Genomic DNA, 23,309 nt, shown 5'->3' on the forward strand with positions numbered 1-23,309 from the left:
TTTAATGGTATGGTTATGATTTAAAAAGATAAAAGAAATGAAAAATGGTTAATTAGAGCATATTTTTGAATTTAGTGATAATGTCTTCGACATTGTCTTTTAGATAGATGTTTGAGACATAAGCTACAACAACACTTAAAATCAGCAGAATAATCAGATGGCTGCCAAAGTAGCCTTCATAAAAACCTGCAGCAAATGATCCAAACATAAATCCGATTATCGGATTTTCTAAAATGCCTAAAATCAATCCGACAAAAAAACCGAATATACTCGCATTAACTTCATTATCAATAGGTGCTGCAAAAAATCCTACAGCCAAAATAATAGCCATTACAAATGAAAACCATGAAAAACCGATTAATAATCCAAATATGGATAAAACTATAGACACTATTAAAGCTATAACGGATGGTTTTATAATGTTTTCCAAATTAATTTTCTCCTCAAGGGAAGTATAATCTGATTCATGTTTAGTTTTCACACCAGCATTTACATTAGTTCCGCACTCTGGGCAAAACTCAACATCCTCTTCTACTTCATTTCCACAATTAAGACATGTTTTTATTTGAGCAGTTTTATTTGGAAAACTTACCTTTGAACCGCATGTCGGACAAAACAAAACTTTGTCAAGCAATACGGATCCGCATTTTTCACATTTTAGATTTTTATCTTCTTTTTCAAGTTTATTGCCGCAAGAAGGACATAATTCATTATCAGAACCTATTTCAGCACCACAGCTGCCACATTTTATGACATTAATTTTATTTGAGGAATTTTGATTTTCAGATTCGATATATGCATTTCCACAATTCGGACAACTTTCAAAACCATCTGGAACATCAATTCCACAATTACCGCATTTAACCATGATGCTTCACTATCCAAATAATAATCGTTCTTTTAATTTGTCAAATTCTCCTTGAGTAATTGAACCTGATTCAAGTAATTCCTGATATTCCTTTAATTGTTGAGCTTTACTAGGTTCTGCAGCTTGATTTTGAACAACAACTGTTTGTGGTTTGTCTTTTAAGGATTCATATAAATCCACTAAGTTTTGACCAAATTCAAAACTTGGAAGTCTAATTTCATAAGAAGTGTTGTCAACTAATTTGATTAACAATCTATCAAACATGTCTGCACTATCATTGTTTGCAATCATGTCTTTAAATCGTGTTGCTTTAAGAGATTGGATTTTATTTTGAATGTCACGCTTGATATCATGAGGAGATGTCCAAGCCCTTTTAGTGATGTCCTCATATCTGCTTTCATCACCAAGTCTTTTAGTGACCCTCATTGATACTATTTTATCAAAATAAAAATTATTAATTCCTGCATTGACCTTTTCCCAGTCCCTGTTATCAATTTCCATAAAAACAAATTTATTTTCCTTAATTAGAAAAAAACCATCAATCATTGTTTCATTGCCAACATATAAATCGGGATTAAAACCTCCAACATATTTATTAATGGTTTTATGCTTACTAGTGGTCTTTTCTAACATGTTGAAACGTTTTACACTAGTTAAGAAGTAATCTTCGCCTTTGATTCCAAACTCTTCAGCAAGTTTATCATATCTTGCAAGAACTTCATCACGCCTAGCATTCCATTCCTGTTGTTTGAAAGATACGGCAGCTCCATTTTCCAATTTATGACCGCATTCACGGCAAAACGTTGTGTTTTTATCATTCTTTGTTCCGCATTTTGGACAAACATCAGAAGTGCCTTCAAATTTTTCAACTTTTTCTCCGCAATTAAAACAAAAATCAGACCCGACAACTTCTGCTCCGCAATTTTGACATTTAACCATAATCTAACCCCAATTATTATCTTCTAAAGTCTTTTTAAGTTTATTTCCCCAAGATTTTTCTTCCATATCTTTAACAGTTGAATCCAAATTACTTGAAACATCGGAAACAGAACTATTTAAAGCATTGATTTTATTATCCATAATATCCAATTCCAATTTCATGAATCCCTTTTCAATATCTTTATATGTTTGAGAATTGTCCTCATTAATCATTTCCATTCCATTTCCATCATTCAACATGTCCATCAATCTTAAAAATACATGCTCCTGGTGTTGTTTTTCATATTCTTTTATATCTGCAACACTGTAAATTTTGTCTAACAACATTTTTAAGACATTAATAAAGTCTTCCCTGTCTGAGTGGTCATTAACATTATTTGGAAGAATATCCGTTTTAAGTAAAAACACCGAATCAATTTTTTCATCAGTTTTTAAAACTAAAGAGTATCCTTTCTGTTCAATATAAACTAAAGCAATAGATTTATTATCATAAATCTCAACTTCTACTTTAGCAAATTCTTTTGGAATAGATAGAAAATCTAAATTACGAACTAGCATTTTATCACCTATAATATAAACTACTTTCCTCAACGATTGCTTCTTATGGTTAGAGATATTCAATTTTCAATTATTATTTTCTAGAATGAAATAAATTTTATTGAAATATCATAACCTCAATAGTTTGTATTGATTATTTTATTAAACACAGAATATAAACATTGCTATTAGCATGCTAATATCATATAGATATCTATTAAATAGCCAAAATTTAAATTCTGAAATATGAAACAAAAAGATGACATGAGCATCATCTCTTTACTGGTACGTTCTAAAAAAAGGATTAACGTTCTAAAATCTTTAGAAAAAGAAAATAAAATACCCTCAAAAATTAGTAAAGATATTGACGATAATAGCAATCATGTATCTAAATATTTAAAGACCTTAAAAGAAGCCGAACTGGTGGAATGTCTTAATGAAGAAGACAAACGATATAGGTTTTATGCCATTACAGATAAAGGCAAATATTATCTGAATAAAGTCGAACACAACTATAAAGACTAATTTTTAAAAAAAAAGAATATTATTCTATTAAAGTTAGAAAATCATAAATCAGTTTAGCCCCAACAACCGCAGTGGAATCACCTAAGCTATTACTTGCAGTTTCAACAACATCAAAACCAACAATGTTCTTATGAGATAATGTCCTGATGATATCTTCCAGTTCTGAAACAAATAATCCGCAAGGAACAGGATTTCCAACATTCGGAGCGATTGACGGGTCAAGTACATCCATATCTATTGAAATATAAATAGGACCATCGATATTTGTCAGATAGTATTCGATTGCATCCATGTGCTTGCGAACGTCTTTATTTTTAAATGTTTGAATATTGTAAGTTGATTTTACAAATTCGTCCTCCTCTTTGGAAGAAGACCTAATTCCAATCTGAACCAGATCAGCGCCCAATTCATGAACCCTTCTCATAACAGTTGCATGAGAATATTTCTCACCAATAAAATCAAATGCAAGGTCTCTGTGAGCATCCATGTGAACAACAGTTAATTTACCATATTTTTCATATAGTGCTTTAATAGCTCCGATTGATGAGGAATGTTCACCACCAATTATAATTGGCTTAATATCCAATTCAATTAATTCGTTAACAGTGTCTTCAATGATTTTGCAAGTTTTTTCACAGTTTCCAGGAATTACATTAACATCTCCAAAATCATAAAAGGTCGCGGTTAAATCCTTATTAAAAACAGCATTATATTTTTCAAAACCAAATGAAGCTTCCCTTACAACAATTGGTCCTAAACGTGCACCGGAGTGATAAGAAGTAGTGCTATCAAATGGAACTCCGATTATTCCAAATGAATTTTCTTTAATATTTTCATTTTCACAGGAAAATGCAAATTTCCATGGTTCGTATGTATTTAAAAGCATAATTAATCTTGAAAGGAAAAATAAATAAGAGAAAAGAATCTAGTTAGATCCTCTAGTTCTCATTATTTTCATGTTTCCTAAAGCAACAATATATTCAACTTCAACGCCTTCAACAATAGAATCTTTTAATTCTTCAGGCATTGACAAGTCGATAGTATCGTAATTTTCCATGTCCATTAATTGAACATTTGCTCCTTGAATGGAGATGACTTGTCCTAATCTTTTATCGATGATAGGAGTGTCTACTTTGTTATCTACAGGTTTAACTAAACTTCTTTTCTGGTTATCGAAGATACCAACTGCTTCAATTCTTGCTTTTGCAGCTCCGTGTTTACCAGGAGATGAAGTAGTGTAACTAATAATCTTACAAGCCTCTCCGCCTAAAACAATGTACTTTCCAACTTTTAATGTTTTAATCTCTACAACTTTTGTTGACATTTAATTTTCCTCCATAAATAAAAACCGGTTTTTAATCTTATAATAAGGAATATTATTAGATTATTATAAATTTTCTTTTCCATTTTATATAAACTATTCGCTGAAATAGAAAAAATTGAAGAAAAGTATGAATCAAAAATAAAATAAATAAAAATTTAGATTAGGGTTGAATTGAATGAGTATAATACCAGAGAAAGGACCGCAAGGATTAAAACAACAATAACCCACACAATAATAAATATTTTCTTCCCGTCTCTCTTCCCCTTAATCAAATATTTCTCATCAGGTTTGTCGCTTGAATATTGTTTAGTGTTTTTATAAAACACATCATTTCTTAAGTAATTATAAAACATGCGAGTTATAAAATAGAATATTACAACAAATACCAAACCGAAATATGGAATAGAACCTCCATTAAAGAACACGGCAACAATTGAAGATGAAACCATCATCAATAGCATGAAAAAACATGCTGATAAAAATATGGACAATCTTTTATTCAAAATCATTAGGTTCACCTAAATTTACATAGGCAGTCATCATTTAAATATTTATTTAATATAACATACATAATTTACAATTAAGTGATAAAATGAAAATAGCTATTGTATCTGGAAAGGATGAAGGGCCAACAGAATTAAATGCATTTGACAATGCTCTGACAGATGCCGGAATAGGTGATGTGAACTTGATAAAAGTATCCAGCATGCTTGCGGGAAATGCTGAAATCAAAAAGTTACCTAAACTCAAAGCAGGAGCAATGGTAAACTGTGTTCTAGCGGAAATGACTTCAGACAATCCGGGTGATGAAATAACTGCAGTAATTGCAGCTGCAATCGGAGAGGAATTGGGATGTGTTGTTGAAACAACAGGAGCAAATATAAACCCCAATAACTTAATTGACGAAGCAGAGACTATGGTTAAGTATATGATGGATAAACGCGGAGTTGAAATTAAAGATTTAATAGTCGAATCATCTACAGCAACAGTTGATGAGATAGCATCCGTCGTTGCATCAGTAGTTTATTTAAAAGACGAAATAATAGAGGGATAAAAATGGATGCAAAAGACAAACAAATTGCAACAGACCTGTCATATGAGATTATAAGAGAAGTTGCAAGGGCGATAAGACCCTATGTCGGAAAGCCCGAATCCGGAGAAAAAGTAAAAATGGGTGCTGATGGAACCCCGACATCATTAATTGACATAATAGCTGAAGACAAATTAATTAATATATTAAAAAACGCGCCAGTACTCTCATATATCATCAGCGAAGAAATTGGAGAATTGAAACTTGGCCGCGGAACTAAAAGAAGCATCAGACTTAGTGATGAGCTTAAACGAGATGACTTAAAAGAAGATGAAATTCCAAAGTTCATATTTTTAATTGACCCGGTTGATGGAACCAACAACGCAATTAAAGAGATTCCTGCTTATGGAATCTCAATAGCAGTTGCAAGTGTTCATCAGGGCCGTGTTTCAACTTTAAATGATGTTGAACTTGGTTTTATAAGCAATTTTGCCAACGGTAACTTTTTTGAAGCTGAAAAAGGAAAAGGATGTTGGTTAAACAACGAAGAAGTGCATCCAAGCGACATAATCAACATTAGCGATATGACCCTTGGAGGATTTACAAAAAGCGGCACTTCACAGGCATCAAAGCTGGTTGATAACGCACGCCGCATGAGAGTTTTAGGAAGCGTGGTGTTGGAGCTGTCTTATGTTGCAAGCGGAAGATATGATGCATTTTTGGACCTTAGAGGAAGCAGAATACTTGATATTGCAGCTTCAAAGCTGATTCTTGAAGAAGCCGGATGCATCATTACAAACAAGTACGGTCAAAAACTTAACAACAATTTAAGCATTTATGAAAAATCAGTTGTTGTGGCGGCCAACAACAAAATACTCCACAAACAAATGATTGACATTCTAAATGACAATCAGACTGACATCATAGGAAAGGTCGGAATAATATCAAGAATTGACCAGAAAAGGCCGATACTTTATGCTGCAAAAATTGCAGATTACCTGCTTACAAATGGACGGGAAGTCATTATTGAAGAAAGATTAGCTCATGAAATAACAGAATTGAAAGACAATCCCGAACTGGACAATATCATTGAAAGAATCCTGGAAAATTATCCTGAAATGGCAGATGCCTTTGACGATTTAAACCTCAATATTGATTTTGAACAATTATCAGAAAAAATATTTGATTTCGACTGTGACATGGTGATAATCCTCGGAGGAGACGGAACACTTCTAAGAGCACAGTCAAAGCTGAATCCCGAAATTCCAATTTTTGGAATAAATATGGGAACTGTCGGATTCTTAACTGAAATTGAAACCACTCACACATTTGAAGCGCTGAATGCTATTTTAAAGGGTGATTACTATAAAGAAAAAAGATCAAGATTAGTTGTTTCACACGAAAACCACCAGTACCCTGTAATGAATGAAGTGGTTGTGATGACTGACAAACCTGCAAAAATGATGCACTTTGAAATACAAGTGGACGGCGAAACAATAGAAGAAGTAAGGGCCGACGGACTAATCGTTTCAACACCAAGCGGTTCGACAGCCTATGCAATGTCTGCCGGAGGACCTATCGTGGATCCGAAGGTTGCCGGATTTGTTATAATCCCTATCTGCCCATACAAACTTGGAGTAAGGCCTTTTGTAGTATCTGACAATAGTGAAATTACTGTAAAATTACTTAAAAAAGGTAAAACTGCAGTATTTGTTATGGATGGTCAAATCAATGAAGAAGCTGCATACGAAGAAGAGATTAAATTCAAGAAATCACCTAAATCCGCATACTTCATCCGCACTTCAACCAAATATTTCTATGAGAAAGTCAAAGACAAACTAAGAGAAGGCGGCATTCCCAGCACAAGGTGAAATAAATGAACAACCTGGTAATTGATTTAACTCACGGAGGGGTCAAAATTGCAATCAGCCTTGCTAAAAAAGGAAAAAATGTACTTGCATATGACCTTTACAACACACTAAACAGCATTGATGCTAAAATGCTTAGCATCTATAACGTTGAGTTAATAAAATTAAGCGACTTGGGGGAATTTAAAGGAGACATGAACGTAATTTACCCAATCCACATGCCATTGAGCTTTTCAGATATTGTCTCAAACAACCGAAACTTAAACTATACCTTCCAAAGCCATCATGAAATTGTCCGTGAGCTTTTAAGGGGCTGGGGAGAGGATATCCCAAAAGTTGAGGTTACAGGAGTTAAAGGAAAAACATCAGCAGTCTTTATGCTTAAAGAAATTTTAATTGATGAAAATCCTTTGATTTTATCAAGCCTTGGTGCAATGCTTTTTGAAGATAAAAGAAAAATCATGCTAAAGCGGGACATTTCAATTGCACCTGCAAACATTAAGCAAACAATTGATTTGGCATATAAGGTTGCCAATCCAATTTGCAAGATTGCTGAGGGACTTGTTGAGAGTGAAAACCTGAGAAAATATAACTCAGCCATTTTTGAATCATCACTTGGCGTAAGCGGCATTGGAGATGTAGGAGTCCTATTGAATATTGTTGAGGATTATCCGATTGCAAAAGGAAAATCCAGTGCAAGTGAAGCTAAAAAACAAGTATTCAGATGCGATACTGTAATATGTCAAAAAGAGGCTTATGATACATATTACAGTGATGTTGACCATGAAAAAGTAAATACTTTTTCCTTAAGTGATGAAACTTCAAATTTATACTTAAATGATGTCAGCTATTCATTAGATGAAACTGAAATGAACATCATATTTAAAAATGTCAGAACAGTGAAAAATAATCAGATTTCAGGCGAAATTAGCCTGAATGTATTTGCGCCGGGAAAACATAATGTAGGCAATGTGCTGGGAGTTATTCTAACTGCATTAAGTTTGGAAATTCCTGAAGATAAAATCATTAAAGGACTTGAAAATTACAAAGGAATTTCCGGAAGAACTAACAAAAAACAAATCAAAAACATCACCGTAATTGAAGAGATAAACCCCGGAATAAATACCAAAGCGATTGAAGAATCAATTAATATGATTGCTAACTTAGATGAGTACATAATAGCTATCGGTGGAGATTATGGCATCACCTGCGAAGAAATCGATGAAAAAAAGGTCAGCGAATTTTTAGACAGGCAAAATTGCGAAATTATATTAACCGGTGAAGTTGGCAGTTCCATTTTTCAAAAAATGTCTAAAAAATGCGAATTGATTAAAGATTATAATGAGGTTTATGATGTTGCACTGAAAAATAATAAAAACCTTCTTTTTATTTACAGATCAGATTACAGAAAACTCAAACAGAGATAATCAAGTGAACTAATCTAATTTTAGAAAACATAAATTTTATAAAAATTATAAACATTTAATAATTATTAATTGCAAAATTAATGATGTAGAATTTTTGTTATAAGTTACAACTTATATAATTAATTTCAATGAAATTGGAGATAATAAATGATTGTTGGAACACGTGGAAGTCAATTGGCATTAACTCAAACTAAACAAGTTTGCAGTTATTTAGAAAGAATAACCGGCGAAACTGTTGATTTGAAGATTATTAAAACTAAAGGAGATAAAATCACTACTTCACAGTTATACAATATTGATTCAAAAGGATTGTTCACTAAAGAACTCGATATTGCACTTCTAGAAGAAGAAATAGACTTTGCAGTACATAGTTTTAAGGATTTGCCTACTGAACTAAATGAAGATTTGCAAATCACCGCTGTTCCAAAACGTGAATCTCCAAATGAAGTGCTAATTTCTTCAAAATCATGGGCAGAACTTGGACCTGGATCTAAGCTTGGAACAAGCAGCCTTAGAAGAGAGGCATTTTGCAATCATTACAATAAAGATTTCGAACTTAAACCTATTAGGGGAAATATCGAAACTAGAATTGATAAAGCACTTAATAGTGAATTGGATGCAACCATTATGGCCGAAGCAGGGCTTAAAAGATTGAATCTCACAAAATACATCAAAGAAGTATTTCCAACTGATTATATCACCCCGCCGGCAGGCCAGGGTGCTCTTGCAATAATTACAAGAAAAGATTCAGATAAAAAAGAAACTATTAAAAAAATAAATGATTACGTTTCCATACAGGAAGTTCTTGCCGAGAAAATGGTGCTGGAAGAACTTGGAGTTGGTTGTCAATGGCCAATCGGAGCCATTGCCCGTATGAAAAATAAAGAGTTTGAACTTTATTCAATATTATTAACTAAACAAGGAGAAATCCTTAAAAAGCAAACCGAAAAAGGTTCTATTAAAAATGCGGTTGAACTTGGAAGGCGCATTGGAAAAGAATTCCAAGATTATGTTTAAACGGAGGAGTTGAATTGAAAGCTGTTAACGTAGGAGTTATTGGGGTAGGTGCAATGGGTGAAAACCATGTTCGTGTCTACCACAAAATAGAAGAAGCAAATTTAGTTGCTGTAAGTGACGTAAGTGAAAAAGCACTTAAAAGAATTGAGAAAAAATATGGTGCTAAAGGTTATACCGACTACAATGAACTACTTGAAAATCCTGAAATTGAAGCAGTAAGCGTGTGTGTTCCAACTACATTCCATTATAATGTAGTAATGGAAGCAATAAAACATAAAAAACACGTTTTGGTTGAAAAACCTATTGCCTTTACATTAAAAGAAGCAGAAGAAATGATTGCTGCTGCTAAAGAATCAGGAGTATTGCTTGCAACAGGACATGTTGAAAGATTTAACCCTGCAGTTCAAAAAGCTAAAGAACTTGTTGATGACGGAGTAATCGGAGATATCGTATCAGCATTTGCAAAAAGAGTAGGTCCCCTACCTCCAAGAATCAAAGATGTTGGAGTTTCAATCGATTTAGCTATTCACGATTTAGACATTATGAACTATTTATTCGAAGAGGATGTGACACAGGTCTACGGTACCATGAACAGCATTTTAGATGATTGCGATTTCGAAGACCATGCGGAGATTATGGTTAGTTTCGATAATGAATCAACAGGAATTGTTGAAGTGAACTGGTTAACTCCATACAAACGCAGAGAACTAGAACTTACAGGTACTGCCGGAATCATATCTGTAGATTATATTAAGCAAAGCATAGAAGTTTATGGTAAATTTGCTCAGGACATCCAAATTAAACATGAGGAACCTTTAAAAGGAGAATTGACTTCATTCTTAAACGCTATTGTCAATAACACCGAACCTGAAATAACAGGTGAAGATGGACTTAAAGCTCTTAAAATGGTTATTGCAGCGAATAAATCCTCTAAAGAACATAAACCAATCAGTTTTGATGAATTAGAATAGGTGATACTGTGAAAAAAAAATTAATTGCAAAAGCGCAGGAATTAAGGCAACACGGATTTACCACAGGTGAAATTGCCGATGAACTTAATGTAAGTATGGATACAGCCAGATGGCTGACTCTTCAAAAAGCGGAAGAAAAAACCGAAGCGCCGGTGGACTTTGCCATTAACTGGAAAAGCATCGGTGGAAATTCAACCCGTTTAAGTTATGTTTCAGGTGCTTTAAGTGATATGGCATTATCCCATGGTGAAGCAGATACAATCGTCGGTATTGCAGTTAGCGGAGTTCCATTTGCGACAGTAATGGCTGATTTTATTGAAGACATGACTGGAATTGATACTTCATTAGCTATTTTCCACCCGAACAAACACAGAAAAGAAAATGACAACCTTGAAGATGAAGGAGCAATCAGTACTAACTTTGGAACTGTTGAAGGTAAAAAAGTTGTTATTGTAGATGATGTCATAACCAGTGGAAAAACAGTAAGGGAAGTAATTCATACAGTAAAGGATTTGGGTGGAGAACCTACATGCGTTACTGTGCTAATTGATAAAGCGGGTCTTTCTGAAATTGAAGGAATACCTGTTGAATCTTTAATCAAAATTAGTAGATTATAAATCTACTTTCATTCCTATTTTTTAAATACCCCTCAGAAGTCAATATTTAAATCATCCATCATTTTATGAATTTTTTTATTCAGTTTTTCAATATTATAATCAATTTCCTCTTTTTCATGAACTAACTGACTTAACTGAATAAATTCGCCTTCAAAAGTATCAACATATCTGGAAACAGATAAATTGAAATCATTATCCTCAATTTCAGATATTGAAATCAGATTAGAGTATTTATCTATAACTTTACGATTTTTACAAACATCAAGGAGTTTTTTAAGACTTTCATCATCCAATATAAGATTTCTATTAATTACACCGCGAGTTAAATTAGGGGATTTTTTGGTTTTGAAATTTTTTGACAAGTCTATGAATAAAATATCATCATTTCCACGATTTTTCCTGAAAATGCAAATGATTTCAGGCCTTGAAGACCTTCCATAAACCTCCGGAATGTTTATAATCGCATCAATGTAATTATTTTCATAAGTCAGATATTTTCTAAGTGTTTCAAGTGAATTTTTAAATAAGAAACTTTGAGAGACAACAACAGCCATAATCCCGTTATTTTTTAAGGTATTTATCAAATTAAGCAAAAACAGATATTCACTGTCAATTAATGATTCATATTCTCCTCTAAATTCAACAACCAAATCATTTCCAATATCTAACTTATCAACCAGGTTTTCCAATGCAAAGTTTAATTCTGAATTCTCTAAAAATGAATTTTCATCAACACCTAACTTGTTGCTTAAGATATCTTCAATTTGTCTGCGTTTGCTTTTTTTAGAAAATTCAAGGTTCTGACTTTGGTTAATATATCTTGATCTCCATCCGCCAACAGGAGGCAATTTTGAGATAATCGCATCAAAGGAGATTCCATCAACATCACTGTACTCCATGGCGTTTCCATATTCGACAAATATCTCATCCAAATCGCAAAAAGACATGAAAAATTTAACTAAACTGCAGCAGTAAGTCAGTTTATCACTACATTTTCCGAATAAAGTATAATATGCATTTTCATCCTTATTATTCAATTTTATCAATGAAGACCCGTCGTTTAAAAACGGATTGTAAACATTTCCTGAATGATTTGCCTGTGAAACAATTCCTGTTAACAGTTCATTAATAAAATCAGAATCATAATCGATTCTTAAGATTGATTTGCACAATAAATCAAAAACCTCAACACAAGGCATTTTGGATTCATTAATGTCTAATTTTGAGATGGTATGAACCATATCTTTAATGAGCAAACTGTATTCGCTGTCAGATTGAAGTTCAAACAGGTTACTTTCTCTTTTAACATTATCAAATATGAAATTAAAGTATTTTTCATAATTGGAATCAGAATCAAAATCCACATTATCAACAAATAAGCTGTAAAATTCATTGATGAAAAAATCATCCTGAAGTTTGGTGCTGATTACCTCGTCAATAAATGCATTTGGGTTATTAATGAAAAATCCTAACATTTGATGTGCATCACGTCTGACCGCATCGACATAATCTGGATTACCATATAACTCATCAAAAGTAATTTCTTTATCTTCAATTGTGCCTAAAAGATATTGCTTAAGTGAATCTGAAGAATATTTATATAAAAATGTGAAAATTAAAAGATAAGAAACTTCCTTTGAGTTTCCAGCCATTCTTAACCTATTTCTAAGACTTCTAAAAAGGGTGGAATTTGTTGAGCGTCCATGTCTTTGAAGCATTATTCTCCCTCCCAAATTTTATTTAAGATTCCCTCTTTTAATTTTCTGTCATACTCAACCACCTTCAGGTCCTGAGCTATTTTATCGTTGATTGTGTTTAAAAGTTCGCCGTATTTGATTTGAGTTTCCAAATCAGGAGCAGCCAATCCTATTTCTTTAATTTCTTTAATTGAAACATGGGAAATCCTTTCTATGCTCCCAAGTTCATGCAGTTGTTTTTTAACATGAGCATTGGTTAATAGATGTGCAATAAATACAGGATCATAATCTTCATTAAGTCTTATAATGGCTATTCTGTCACTTATAATCAGTCCTGACTGTGCAACTTCCACCACATCAAACGGATGGGACATTTTCATCAATACGTCCCCCGGCTTTGAGAAAAATCTTTCTTTAATATTCTCTTTTAGTTTGATTTCCTCAAAGTCAGATAATAGACCGTCACTTTTAATTGACCTTTGGACAACAACATTGCATTTAACACCATCGTCATCAAGATATCGCCTGTAGGAAATGCCAGAATAGATTTCTGCAATATCCTTCAATTTTACTTTTTGCATTTTTCGTCACTGATTATAAGTTTATTTTCATAAATATAAAAAAATATGGTAAACAGATGTTTTTTGACCTTCATCATAATATGATGTGGAAGGAGGCAGCATAGGAATGCTTAATATTAATTGCCCCACATCATAGACTGATTTTAAGGAAAAGTTGGTTGAAATAAGCATTTTGCCCAATCTATACTATGAATTTAGCAAGATCCTGAATTCATTGCCTGCATGTTGTTTGTGGCATTTACATCTATTGATATAATCCATTTATATCATCAAGCAAAGGCATTTCCTCATTAATGTTATTGGGATTTATTTTTTCAGCGGCCATCCCTCCAATAACACCTACACTTTGAATGTTTTCTTTTAAAACAGCTGTAGATGTAATCCCTACACCCTGAGAAGATAAAACAAACAAATCAAGGAAGGTTTCATCTTCTCCAACTATGAATGCAGGTTCAATGGCTTCGGATGATTTGGTCTGGACCTTAATTAAGATATGTTTTGTTTCATTATCTCCTTCAAGCCCGATTTCATGTCTGATGGTTTTGTCTAAATCTTTAACTTTTTCGCTCCAATTAATAGAATTAGTTTGGTAATCTGTCATATTATCACATACTATTTTTTTAAGTCCACTTTTGTGGAAGGCATTCAACTGTCTTTTTTCAGAATATAATTACAAATTTAGTGTATTTTTACAGCAAATACTAATGAGTTGTAATTACAACTTATATACAATAATATATAAACTTTATGATTATAAATGTATTTCTTACATAAATACAATCATATAGAAGTAATTATTAATTATTAATTAACTGATATATAAAGTTTTTGTATTTTTTAAAAAAAGACAAAATTATTCAAAGGTGAGGCAGCACAAAAATTTTTCTAAAAATAGATTAAAACAAAATTAACATGATGAAAACAAAGCACTCAAAATTAAAGGAAAAAAAGTTAAGAAAGCGGAATCGAAATCCCCGCTTCCTTTTTAATCATCGTCTTCAACAATAACCAGTCTTTCATTTTCTTCATCAACTTCCATAACAATAGGATCTTCTTCAAGGGCACCTGGATCCTTTTCTATGCATTCATTGATTTTGGATTGGATTGTTCCAATATCTTCAGTATCGATTAAATCAATAATTTCTAACTGTTGTTGGAATCTTTCAATACCTTCCAATGGAATATTTTCAACAAATGGAATAGCTCCTGTTGCTCCAATAATTTTCTTTTTATCAGGATCTGCACCGTTATCATGCAAAGCTTGTATACTCTGACCGGTAATATGGCCCTGTACTTCAGCACCGGATAAAATCAAGAACCTGATGTTTGGATTTGAAATTAAATTTGCAATAACTTTCTCAATACCTAAGTTTTCTGTTTTACACGGACCTGCAATAGCTGCTCCAGAAAGGTCAGCCTCAATGTGGGAAGCCAATGTTGTTACTGCAACAGGGCTTTCAGGGTCCCCGACTACGTAATCTCCACTGATTACTGGCCAGCCGTCTGCAGGTTCTTTTTTATCTACCATGATAAATTCCTCCTAACTTTTAGTGATTAAAAATATATTTTATATATATTTAAATATTTTGCAACATACTTTGGTAAAAAATAAACAAACACACTATAAAAACAGAAATATGTTAAATTTTAATTACGGCCGTACAGGCGATGGATGGTTATTTTAGAAGAATAAATCAGATGGGCGGCCGATATATTCAAAATCATCCTTGTGTTTTAAATATTTAACCCCTATAACTTTCTTATTCGGAAATACAGTTACAACACTCATACCGTCATTTACATCAATGACAATAACCTTTGTGTTTTTTTCACCTTTAACCATAATTTTAACTATCTCATCATTTTCAACCAATTGGGCATCTTCAAATTCATTACTTACATCAGTTGAATACCAATGCTGAGGCAATCTGATTTTAATATTCAAATCATCCAATATGTCTTTAACATGCATTTTACAACCTCCCGGACAGTATAATCATATCTAAATTTAATTCTATAAAAAAATATATTTAAATATTTTGTAACTTCTTAAGGGTTAAAAATAGTCAATATCTCCAAAAAAAGCTTCCCTGATTGAGCGCAGCATAATTTTAAAATCGTTGACGCTTTGAGATTGGGCCTCTTTAATCATTGGTTTGAATTTAGGGTGTTTTTCTAAAAAATCCAGTGCATAATCAATCTGAAAATCATCAGCTTCACTGAATTTTCCTTTTTTTAATAAATCAGAAGTAATGAGAATTTCTTTTTTATCAAGTATCTCGAAATCAGGATGAATTTTATAGATATTGAACCTTTTTAATTCAATATCCTCATCAAATTCCTCTAAAATATTCATTAATAAAATCGGAAGCCCGTCAGGAGTGCTTATAAAAGAACATATAAAGTCATCATCTATTGCTTCACTATTTACCATTAAATTTTTCTTATACATATTAGACTAAAAAGTGAACTTTATTTTTATCAACATCCTCCAAACTGTGAGGTTCAGGAATGTTATCAGAATGTCCAATAGCAAGAATGCCGACAATTCTATAATGTGAATCAATTTTTAAGATTTCACGTACAAGTTCTTCTGAGTTCTCGCCATCCTTTGATCTTAGATGAACCTGAACCCAGCAACTTCCAAGGTTTAATTCTGTTGCCATTAAATGCATATAAGTAAGGGCAATAGATGAATCTTCACACCATGTATCGGCAACCATGGTATCGGCAATAACTACAATAGCCTTGTCTGCATTTGCAATCAATCCTGCACCATGATCTTTGCATTTAGAAAGTTCATCTAAAGTTTCTCTTCTCTCAACAACCATAAAATTGCAAGGTTTTCTATCCATACTTGTTGGAGCAAGAAGAGCTGCCTGTAAAATTTCATCAAGTTCCTCTTTTGTAACAGGTTCATCTGTAAATGTTCTTGTACTTCTTCTTTTAAGCATGATATCTGTTAATGTCATGTTTAAAAGTTAGTTTTTAGATGTATAAAAAGATTAGCAACCAATTTGATATAATTCAAAACCCGGCTTCTGTTTTACATGAATATTTTTTCATCAAAAACAATTTTTTAGGATAACCTGCCAATATTCAGGATTAGGAAAATTTGGTCAGAAAATATCTCCACCAAAATATTGATGGACATTAATCATCTAAAACTTTAATAGAAATATCATACATATATTAAAATATTAGGTGAATTTTAATGGATTTAATAGTAGCGAAATTTGGTGGAACTTCAGTCGGAAATGGTGAACGGATTAAAAAAGCCGCCGAATCAATTGTAAAGGAATATTTGAAAGGAAATCAAATAGTTGTTGTAGTCTCAGCAGTTAACAAAACAACTGATGACTTAATCAGCCTTACAAATGACGCAATTGCATATAACCTTACCGACAAACAGCATGCCGAAATTGTAGGCATGGGTGAGCGAATTAGTGTAAGATTATTTGCAGCTGCTCTTGAATCATTAGGAGTTAAATCCCAATTCATCGACCCTTATTCTGAATTATGGCCAATTATTACTGATTCAAGTTACCTTGAAGCTAAAGTTGACTATGAAAAAACAAATGAGAAAGTGAATAATCTCAGAGATTTATTAAATCATGGCATCGTACCGGTTATCTGCGGATTTTTAGGAAAATGCAATGACCAAATTACCACATTAGGCCGTGGAGGCAGTGACATTACTGCGTTTTTAATTGGAGAATGCTTAAACGCAAATGAAGTGGTCATTGTAACTGATGTAGACGGCATTTTATCAACTGACCCCCGAAAAATAAGTGAAGCAAAGCTATTGGAGAGCATTACAGTTGATGAGATGAAGACTCTCGCAACACATGGTGCTCAGGTACTGCATCCCCATGCACTTGATTTTAAAAATCCGAATATCTCTGCTAAAATTATTAATTTTGAAAATGGAGACTTAAGCTCTGACGGAACATACATTACAGGACCTAAAGATTATAAATCAATTGATTTATTTGAAAATCCCGTTGCATCCATAACCATTGTTGGAAAAGATCTTTTAAAGAAAGTGGGAATTGTATCTACACTTACCAACATTCTTCTGGACAATGGAATTAATCTTTTTAAGATGAATCCCCACCACAATTCAATAACTGTTTTTATTGATAGTGCTGATGCAAACAAGGCGTATTCATTATACCATGACCACGTAATTAAAAATAAGGATTTGAGTTCAATTTCACGCGGGAAAGATACTGCAATGTACAGTATAACCGATTCCGAGATTAACGAGCTTACCTTAGCCAATCTTTTAACCAAAAATAACATTGATGCCATTTTAATTAATTATACAAAAACCGAAATACTGTTATTTGTTGATTGGGAGCTTAAAGATAAAGTTTCTAAATTACTTGATATAGATTAGTTTTAGAAAAACAGCCATTTTTAGCAGATGAGTTTAGCATTATGATTTTATTTTATAATCAAGTAACATCAAACAGTTCAAGCATTAATTTAATTAATGGTTCCTTGAAATAAAAAGCAGAAATAGAAAATGCCCCTATGAAAAAATCAGATTTAATAAAAAAAATTCGAAGATTGATAAAAACAACTTCGAATTGGCCTTTTTCACGACTTGTTAATCAGCCAATTAATAATTATTAATTTTCTATAATATAAATTAACTGGTTATATTCTGAGAAGTAAATAAAACAAAAAAAATGTTTTATATTCTTTAAAAAAAACTATAATTTAAATCCTGTGCCTACAAACTGAGCAACATCACGGCCAACATCATCACAAATATTTACAATGATTACAGATGATGTCCTTCCGCTTTTACGGCAAGTCGCCTCGGCAATCAGTTTATCCCCTTTTGGAGCAGACAAATAATTAATGCTTACTTGTTGCGCCACTGTTAACTGGTGAATCTGATTAGATAAAACTGCAAAAGCAAAGTCGGCCAGTGTGAAAATTACACCACCCATTACTCCCCCATAAGCATTTCTATGAACATCTGTTAAAGTTAAAGAACAAATAGCTTTCTCTTCAGTCAATTCGTCTAATGTGATTCCGGTGCCTACTGCAAATTCGTCTTTATAAAAAAATTCTCTTGCCTCTTCTAGTGAATTAAAATTTCCCACATTTAATACCTCCTTATAATAATTGGTAATAATATTAAATAAAATATTGCCCAAAATATTAGTAAGGAGAAAAATTATGTCAGAATTAACATTTAAAGTAGCCCAAAGAGAAGATTCCGGATTAATTCTAGAATATATCAAAAAACTTGCCGAATATGAAAAAAGATCAGATGAAGTTATTGCCACTGAAAAATCTATTGAAAAATGGATATTTGATGAAAAACAGGCAGAAGTAATATTTGCACTTGAAGACAGTGAACCTGTCGGATTTGCACTGTTCTTCCTAAGCTTTTCAACATATATTGGAAATGTCAACATGCATTTAGAGGATTTGTTTGTAGACCCTGTGCATCGCGGAAAAGGTTATGGTAAAGCATTGCTAAAAGAACTTGGAAAAATTGTGCTCGAGAGAAATTACGGCAGATTTGAATGGACATGTCTTTCATGGAACCAGCCAAGCATTGATTTTTACCTCTCCATTGGTGCAGAACAGAAAGATTGGAACGTTTTCCACTTTACCGGCGATGCATTAAAAGAATTTGTAAATGAATAATTATTATTCATTTCTACTCATTTTTAGTAAATCTTCACGTTTAACCTGATAAATCAAACAGGCGTTTTTCAAAAAATTTTAAATAATTATAAATGGCGTTTACAGATAAAATCACCATATCCTGTTTTAACCTTTTATAGATTTTATTGGCTGAAAACGGCTGGCTGATATTATGCATTACAAATCTCATTCTCACTAACAAATCAATATTTTTAACATTATTTCAACCTTGTAGAAACCATGTCAAAATTTGAGTGAATATCGTTATTTTCCTTATTTTTGTTAAATAATTGATTTTTATCCGTTGTTTTTAATTTTGATATGTTTTTATTGTTTTTATTTTACACTTGAATTTTTACTTTCGCAAAAAAATTTTTCGTAAATACTTGGATTTGTGTTTAAAGCAATTTTGTTGATTTAATTTCATTACACTTGAAATTTTACTTCCTATTCTTTGAAAAAACAAATAATAATTAATGAATAGTAGAATGAATAATAATTATTAATATATACCTCCAAATAAAATATTCTCCATATTACTATTTGACTTCTAGACATTGAAACCTTTTGGATTTAAAATTAATGGGAAAAACAGAAATAAAAAAACCATTTAATAGGTCAAAATCAAAATATGTTACTTGATTTTGTTGAATTAACATTTAACTATGCAAAATGGATATTTCCAAACTATTCCTGTGATTATATTAATCATATTTATAATCAACCTCAGCTTTTCACTATTTTGGCAATAAAAACCTATATGAAAACCACATATCGTGAAATAATTGAAATTTTGGAGGCATCTGACAAAATAACCAAATTTTTAAAGCTTACAAAGCTTCCATACAATACGACAATCCAGAAATTCTTTGTAAGGATGTCTGACACAAAATTAAAAGATTTAAACAAATTAATCTTAAGTATGCATACAATAAATTGTGAATTAGTGGCCATGGATGGAACTGGACACACAAGTGACTATGCAGACCATTATTACGCAAAAATACGGGGCAAATGCCAAAAAAGCTACATTAAAAACCATATTGCCATCGGCGTCGACACAAAAATGATTCTAAATTACGCAGAAATAGAGGTCCAAAATACGATACACAATTTGCAATAGCTTCAATAAGACAATTAAAACCATATAAACCACACTACATACCAGCAGACAAAGCATACGATACAGAACCAATAAGAAAATGCATTAATGAAGAAATAGAGGCATTCGACCAAATACCCTTAAAAACACGAGCAACACAGGACATTACAGACTAAACAGTGCAACAATCTTCTGGCACGACGTATATGTACGAAGAATGAATGTAGAAAGTGTAATATCTGTAATAAAAAAAGATTCAATGGAGGAAACTACAGTAGAAACACAAAACTCCAAAATAAAGAAACAAAACTCAAAGACGTATTATATAACATTTACAGAGCAATTCAAGTATTTTAATAGAGGGTTTCTACAAGGTTGAAAAAATAATAATAATTTTGGAAGTGCGATTTTGCACACAGACACAATAACATGAAAAATTAAATTTATCAGAACCTATGAAAACCGAGAAAAACAATAAATCAAAATCAAATTAATCCATAAATAACATAAAAAAAGAATAGTATAAAACTCTTAAAAAAGAAAATAAACCAATGAAATCTATACGAACTCTAACCTGAACCGACTACTATTTTAAGGATTTTTAATACTATAACAAATAAAAAGTAATACAAAATAATTTAGATTTAAGAAATTTTTCTTCAATAAATACCCAAAACAATTTCATGAATACTTCCACAAGTATTGCTTCCTAATGAAGTCTACTTACCTTAGTTCTTCTCAATTATCAACGGATTATCTTTTTGAAATAATACTCAAATATTATATAAAGTAAAAAAAACAAATGATACAATAAAAAGAATGGAGAGGTTAAATGGTAAAAACCAGTTTATCAACATATACTATTAAAGCATACCCCACCAATAGTGATAATAATCCTTTAAAATTAGATAATCTAAATGAACATACACTATTCTATAATACAAGTCAATTTAATAAAATTCATGATATTTTAAGTATCCTTTTTGAAAAAAACAACCATATCACACATAATAATAAATATTTAAGCATACATCAACATAAACAAGATGGAGATAACATTTATTATGGAGAATTAAATTATGGACCCTACGGAACTGAACATGAAGTAGTTAATGCTGCCCATAATGAATTAACTGAAATTAAAATCAGAAAAGAAGATAGCGTTATAACCCACTATTATTTTTATATGAGATTTTTTAATAAATCCAACTATGGATTATTAATATTAGAAACAAAAAGTAATTTAGGAATAAAAGTAATTTTTGAAAAATGGATTAATAGTTTACTAGAAGAAATCAACTGCACTCACTTTAAAATAAAAATCGAAACATTCTTACCGAAAGAAATAGTTGATAAATTTAGTACTGAAGGCCATATTAGAAAAATAAGATATTTATCCCATAAACTCCCTAAAGACAAAATTATGTTAGTTAATGGATATGAACCTGAAGAAGGATATGTAGAATATATTGTAAATATTAAAAAAGGAAAAAGTAAACCTCACCCAGATTTCCTTAAAAAAATATTTTCAAAAGAAGATGAAGTTCCTGAAGAACTTATGGCAAATATTAACTTCCCTGTGGAAGACATAAAACTTGAATTAGAACTTGAAGATGAAAAAAGAACATTTACAATAGGAAATATCTCAAAAGCAAAACCTATGAAAAACATATCCTATGTATTAGAATTAGGAGATGATGGGCATAGAACATTTGAATCTATCCATAATATCGCTAAAAAATATGCAAAAGATATACTTGAATCTAATTTTTAATATAATATTTCAGCAATATATGTCCAAATTTTAAAACTCTAAATAATAATAAAAAAAATACTATAAAAAAGTACACCATGATAAAATTAAAACTAAGTTTCAATATCCATACAAAATTAGGAATTAATAAAGAAATGTTTTGATGAACTAATGAAGTAAATAACATTAAAATAACCAATAGCATGGTGATTAAAATTTCAAAAGAAATAGTATTATGATATTCTTCTAAAAAATCTGACAAATACCATTGTTTACCTGCATATTCTATAGGAAGAACATTACTATCCTTCAAATTAAACGACATTAACATTAAATTTAATAAAAATCCTATAAATATAGATAATGCTACAAATAATAAATTTATTAAACTCATATTAATCTTAATAACAAATGACAAAATTAAAGATGCAATTAATGGAATATAGACTAACATTAATTTATCGTTACTATAAAATTTTTTAAAGTCATTAATTATTATGTCTGGAGAAAATTTCGAATCCATACTTAACACAACATCAAATTTTAATAAAATATAAATAATTTTTTTATAGGAAGAGCATTTAAATTACAAGTTATACTAAAATATATTTTACTTCAATTATTTATAATTTCTAAATATTAATTTCTTCTTCGATTATCATCTGCTCAATTGTACTCCCATTTAATTGTATCAAGAGTCCATTAAGATGATAGTTGAACTGATTTATCAATTCTACTTCTTCATTCCAATTAGTATTTACATAGGTTCTTGCTTGATTCCATTTTTCATAGCTTACATCTAAGTTGCGAACTCACACCCATCAATTTTTTCAACATCTAAAATATTTTACTTGAATATCTTCTCGTAACTGCTGAAGTTGCCCATAACAATTAATAAGTCATTAAGCTGATAACACCATGATTAGAATATATTTTTATTCCTCTTCTTTTTCCCCCTTTAAATCATTATATATTTCCATGAGTGTTGCTTCTGCTCCATACATTTCAATTAATTCTATTACTTCAGTTAAGATAGGATTTTCTATCATCAAATTCACCTCAATTTTTCATTTTCTATCCTATTGCCATTCTCCTGAAATCAAAATATTCCTAATCTAAACTTATCCTATCACCATCGGTAAGTTTATCATAAGATTTTATTTTTGTATCCATGTAATTACCTAGTTAATTAATTGATTAACTAAGTATTTAACTCTTTATATATAAATCTAGGTAATTATTGCTTTTTATTTGTAAAATTACAAGTTTAGAACGATTTTGTTTTCAACATGAAAACATTTCTTTAAAAAACCTAAAAATTGTCACTTTCAAAAACTTGTGTGATTTGAATTTTCACTAGTTTTTGAGTCACGAATTTTT

The 23,309-nt window shown here is 31.4% G+C and carries 27 protein-coding genes; 11 read left to right on the forward strand and 16 right to left on the reverse strand.

Features of this window, described 5'->3' with window-relative positions:
* Positions 1-52: 52 nt before the first annotated feature.
* From Q4Q16_RS07270 to Q4Q16_RS07280, 3 genes are read right to left on the reverse strand one after another with little or no spacing between them, the layout of a single operon-like run.
* A complete protein-coding gene (locus tag Q4Q16_RS07270) occupies positions 53-868 on the reverse strand; it encodes a zinc ribbon domain-containing protein (RefSeq protein ID WP_303347061.1) in 816 nt (271 codons plus the stop codon).
* A gap of 9 nt (positions 869-877) precedes the next feature.
* A complete protein-coding gene (locus tag Q4Q16_RS07275; protein ID WP_303347062.1) occupies positions 878-1,807 on the reverse strand; it encodes a zinc-ribbon domain-containing protein in 930 nt (309 codons plus the stop codon).
* A gap of 3 nt (positions 1,808-1,810) precedes the next feature.
* On the reverse strand, positions 1,811-2,365 hold the full coding sequence (locus Q4Q16_RS07280; RefSeq protein WP_303347063.1) for a hypothetical protein: 555 nt from the start codon (positions 2,363-2,365) through the stop codon (positions 1,811-1,813).
* A gap of 225 nt (positions 2,366-2,590) precedes the next feature.
* Here Q4Q16_RS07280 and Q4Q16_RS07285 point away from each other — a divergent pair, with 225 nt between their 5' ends.
* Entirely contained in the window at positions 2,591-2,869 is a 279-nt protein-coding gene (locus tag Q4Q16_RS07285) for a winged helix DNA-binding protein (RefSeq protein ID WP_303347064.1), read from the forward strand.
* 19 nt (positions 2,870-2,888) lie between these two features.
* Here Q4Q16_RS07285 and speB read toward each other — a convergent pair whose 3' ends face one another.
* The 3 genes from speB to Q4Q16_RS07300 all read right to left on the reverse strand — a co-directional run bounded on the left by speB (position 2,889) and on the right by Q4Q16_RS07300 (position 4,702).
* The gene (gene speB / locus Q4Q16_RS07290) at positions 2,889-3,755 is read right to left on the reverse strand and encodes an agmatinase (RefSeq protein WP_303347065.1); all 867 of its coding nucleotides are present in this window, start codon (positions 3,753-3,755) and stop codon (positions 2,889-2,891) included.
* Positions 3,756-3,794: 39 nt separating this feature from the next.
* Positions 3,795-4,193 (reverse strand): translation initiation factor IF-5A, encoded by a 399-nt coding sequence (locus Q4Q16_RS07295; RefSeq protein WP_303347066.1) that lies wholly within the window; start codon positions 4,191-4,193, stop codon positions 3,795-3,797.
* A 155-nt stretch (positions 4,194-4,348) separates the two neighbouring features.
* A complete protein-coding gene (locus Q4Q16_RS07300; protein WP_303347067.1) occupies positions 4,349-4,702 on the reverse strand; it encodes a hypothetical protein in 354 nt (117 codons plus the stop codon).
* 83 nt (positions 4,703-4,785) lie between these two features.
* Between Q4Q16_RS07300 and Q4Q16_RS07305 the strand changes: the two genes are divergently transcribed.
* The 6 genes from Q4Q16_RS07305 to Q4Q16_RS07330 all read left to right on the forward strand — a co-directional run bounded on the left by Q4Q16_RS07305 (position 4,786) and on the right by Q4Q16_RS07330 (position 11,123).
* Entirely contained in the window at positions 4,786-5,247 is a 462-nt protein-coding gene (locus tag Q4Q16_RS07305; protein WP_303347068.1) for a pyruvoyl-dependent arginine decarboxylase, read from the forward strand.
* A 2-nt stretch (positions 5,248-5,249) separates the two neighbouring features.
* Complete coding sequence (locus tag Q4Q16_RS07310; RefSeq protein ID WP_303347069.1) at positions 5,250-7,094, forward strand: bifunctional NADP phosphatase/NAD kinase; 1,845 nt, start codon at positions 5,250-5,252, stop codon at positions 7,092-7,094.
* 5 nt (positions 7,095-7,099) lie between these two features.
* On the forward strand, positions 7,100-8,518 hold the full coding sequence (gene cfbE / locus Q4Q16_RS07315; RefSeq protein WP_303347070.1) for a coenzyme F430 synthase: 1,419 nt from the start codon (positions 7,100-7,102) through the stop codon (positions 8,516-8,518).
* Positions 8,519-8,665: 147 nt separating this feature from the next.
* Positions 8,666-9,535: a hydroxymethylbilane synthase gene (hemC, locus tag Q4Q16_RS07320; RefSeq protein ID WP_303347071.1), complete on the forward strand. Its 870-nt coding sequence runs from the start codon at positions 8,666-8,668 to the stop codon at positions 9,533-9,535.
* Positions 9,536-9,549: 14 nt separating this feature from the next.
* Complete coding sequence (locus Q4Q16_RS07325) at positions 9,550-10,506, forward strand: Gfo/Idh/MocA family protein (protein WP_303347072.1); 957 nt, start codon at positions 9,550-9,552, stop codon at positions 10,504-10,506.
* 8 nt (positions 10,507-10,514) lie between these two features.
* Positions 10,515-11,123: an orotate phosphoribosyltransferase-like protein gene (locus Q4Q16_RS07330; RefSeq protein WP_303347073.1), complete on the forward strand. Its 609-nt coding sequence runs from the start codon at positions 10,515-10,517 to the stop codon at positions 11,121-11,123.
* Positions 11,124-11,155: 32 nt separating this feature from the next.
* Here Q4Q16_RS07330 and Q4Q16_RS07335 read toward each other — a convergent pair whose 3' ends face one another.
* The 7 genes from Q4Q16_RS07335 to Q4Q16_RS07365 all read right to left on the reverse strand — a co-directional run bounded on the left by Q4Q16_RS07335 (position 11,156) and on the right by Q4Q16_RS07365 (position 16,373).
* Positions 11,156-12,841, reverse strand: a complete 1,686-nt coding sequence (locus Q4Q16_RS07335) for an N-6 DNA methylase (RefSeq protein WP_303347074.1) — start codon at positions 12,839-12,841, stop codon at positions 11,156-11,158.
* The gene (locus tag Q4Q16_RS07340) at positions 12,841-13,401 is read right to left on the reverse strand and encodes a restriction endonuclease subunit S (protein ID WP_303347075.1); all 561 of its coding nucleotides are present in this window, start codon (positions 13,399-13,401) and stop codon (positions 12,841-12,843) included. Before Q4Q16_RS07340 ends, Q4Q16_RS07335 begins: the two co-directional genes overlap by 1 nt.
* A gap of 244 nt (positions 13,402-13,645) precedes the next feature.
* Positions 13,646-14,002, reverse strand: coding sequence for a hypothetical protein (locus Q4Q16_RS07345; protein WP_303347076.1), 357 nt, complete (start codon positions 14,000-14,002; stop codon positions 13,646-13,648).
* A gap of 384 nt (positions 14,003-14,386) precedes the next feature.
* The gene (gene mtrA / locus Q4Q16_RS07350; RefSeq protein WP_303347077.1) at positions 14,387-14,929 is read right to left on the reverse strand and encodes a tetrahydromethanopterin S-methyltransferase subunit A; all 543 of its coding nucleotides are present in this window, start codon (positions 14,927-14,929) and stop codon (positions 14,387-14,389) included.
* A gap of 153 nt (positions 14,930-15,082) precedes the next feature.
* Entirely contained in the window at positions 15,083-15,373 is a 291-nt protein-coding gene (locus Q4Q16_RS07355) for a hypothetical protein (protein ID WP_303347078.1), read from the reverse strand.
* 84 nt (positions 15,374-15,457) lie between these two features.
* Complete coding sequence (locus Q4Q16_RS07360) at positions 15,458-15,835, reverse strand: hypothetical protein (RefSeq protein ID WP_303347079.1); 378 nt, start codon at positions 15,833-15,835, stop codon at positions 15,458-15,460.
* Positions 15,836-15,854: 19 nt separating this feature from the next.
* Positions 15,855-16,373 carry a nitroreductase family protein gene (locus tag Q4Q16_RS07365; protein ID WP_303347080.1) on the reverse strand — a complete coding sequence of 173 codons (519 nt, stop codon included), beginning with the start codon at positions 16,371-16,373 and terminating at the stop codon, positions 15,855-15,857.
* Between the two features lie 242 nt (positions 16,374-16,615).
* Between Q4Q16_RS07365 and Q4Q16_RS07370 the strand changes: the two genes are divergently transcribed.
* Positions 16,616-17,803 (forward strand): aspartate kinase, encoded by a 1,188-nt coding sequence (locus Q4Q16_RS07370; RefSeq protein WP_303347081.1) that lies wholly within the window; start codon positions 16,616-16,618, stop codon positions 17,801-17,803.
* Between the two features lie 319 nt (positions 17,804-18,122).
* On the opposite strand, the gene Q4Q16_RS07375 is transcribed toward Q4Q16_RS07370, so the two are convergent.
* Positions 18,123-18,521, reverse strand: coding sequence for a PaaI family thioesterase (locus Q4Q16_RS07375; RefSeq protein WP_303347082.1), 399 nt, complete (start codon positions 18,519-18,521; stop codon positions 18,123-18,125).
* A gap of 76 nt (positions 18,522-18,597) precedes the next feature.
* Here Q4Q16_RS07375 and Q4Q16_RS07380 point away from each other — a divergent pair, with 76 nt between their 5' ends.
* Positions 18,598-19,074 carry a GNAT family N-acetyltransferase gene (locus Q4Q16_RS07380; RefSeq protein ID WP_303347083.1) on the forward strand — a complete coding sequence of 159 codons (477 nt, stop codon included), beginning with the start codon at positions 18,598-18,600 and terminating at the stop codon, positions 19,072-19,074.
* A 40-nt stretch (positions 19,075-19,114) separates the two neighbouring features.
* Here the strand turns inward: Q4Q16_RS07380 and Q4Q16_RS07385 are convergent, their stop codons facing one another.
* A complete protein-coding gene (locus tag Q4Q16_RS07385; protein WP_303347084.1) occupies positions 19,115-19,264 on the reverse strand; it encodes a hypothetical protein in 150 nt (49 codons plus the stop codon).
* 441 nt (positions 19,265-19,705) lie between these two features.
* Between Q4Q16_RS07385 and Q4Q16_RS07390 the strand changes: the two genes are divergently transcribed.
* Complete coding sequence (locus Q4Q16_RS07390) at positions 19,706-20,197, forward strand: hypothetical protein (RefSeq protein ID WP_303347085.1); 492 nt, start codon at positions 19,706-19,708, stop codon at positions 20,195-20,197.
* Between the two features lie 811 nt (positions 20,198-21,008).
* On the forward strand, positions 21,009-21,950 hold the full coding sequence (locus Q4Q16_RS07395) for a hypothetical protein (protein WP_303347086.1): 942 nt from the start codon (positions 21,009-21,011) through the stop codon (positions 21,948-21,950).
* Here Q4Q16_RS07395 and Q4Q16_RS07400 read toward each other — a convergent pair.
* Positions 21,940-22,452, reverse strand: coding sequence for a hypothetical protein (locus Q4Q16_RS07400; protein WP_303347087.1), 513 nt, complete (start codon positions 22,450-22,452; stop codon positions 21,940-21,942). The two genes, Q4Q16_RS07395 and Q4Q16_RS07400, sit on opposite strands and share 11 nt — an antisense overlap.
* Between the last annotated feature and the right edge of the window lie 857 nt (positions 22,453-23,309).

The organism is Methanobrevibacter sp. (assembly GCF_030539875.1).
Taxonomy (GTDB): domain Archaea; phylum Methanobacteriota; class Methanobacteria; order Methanobacteriales; family Methanobacteriaceae; genus Methanocatella.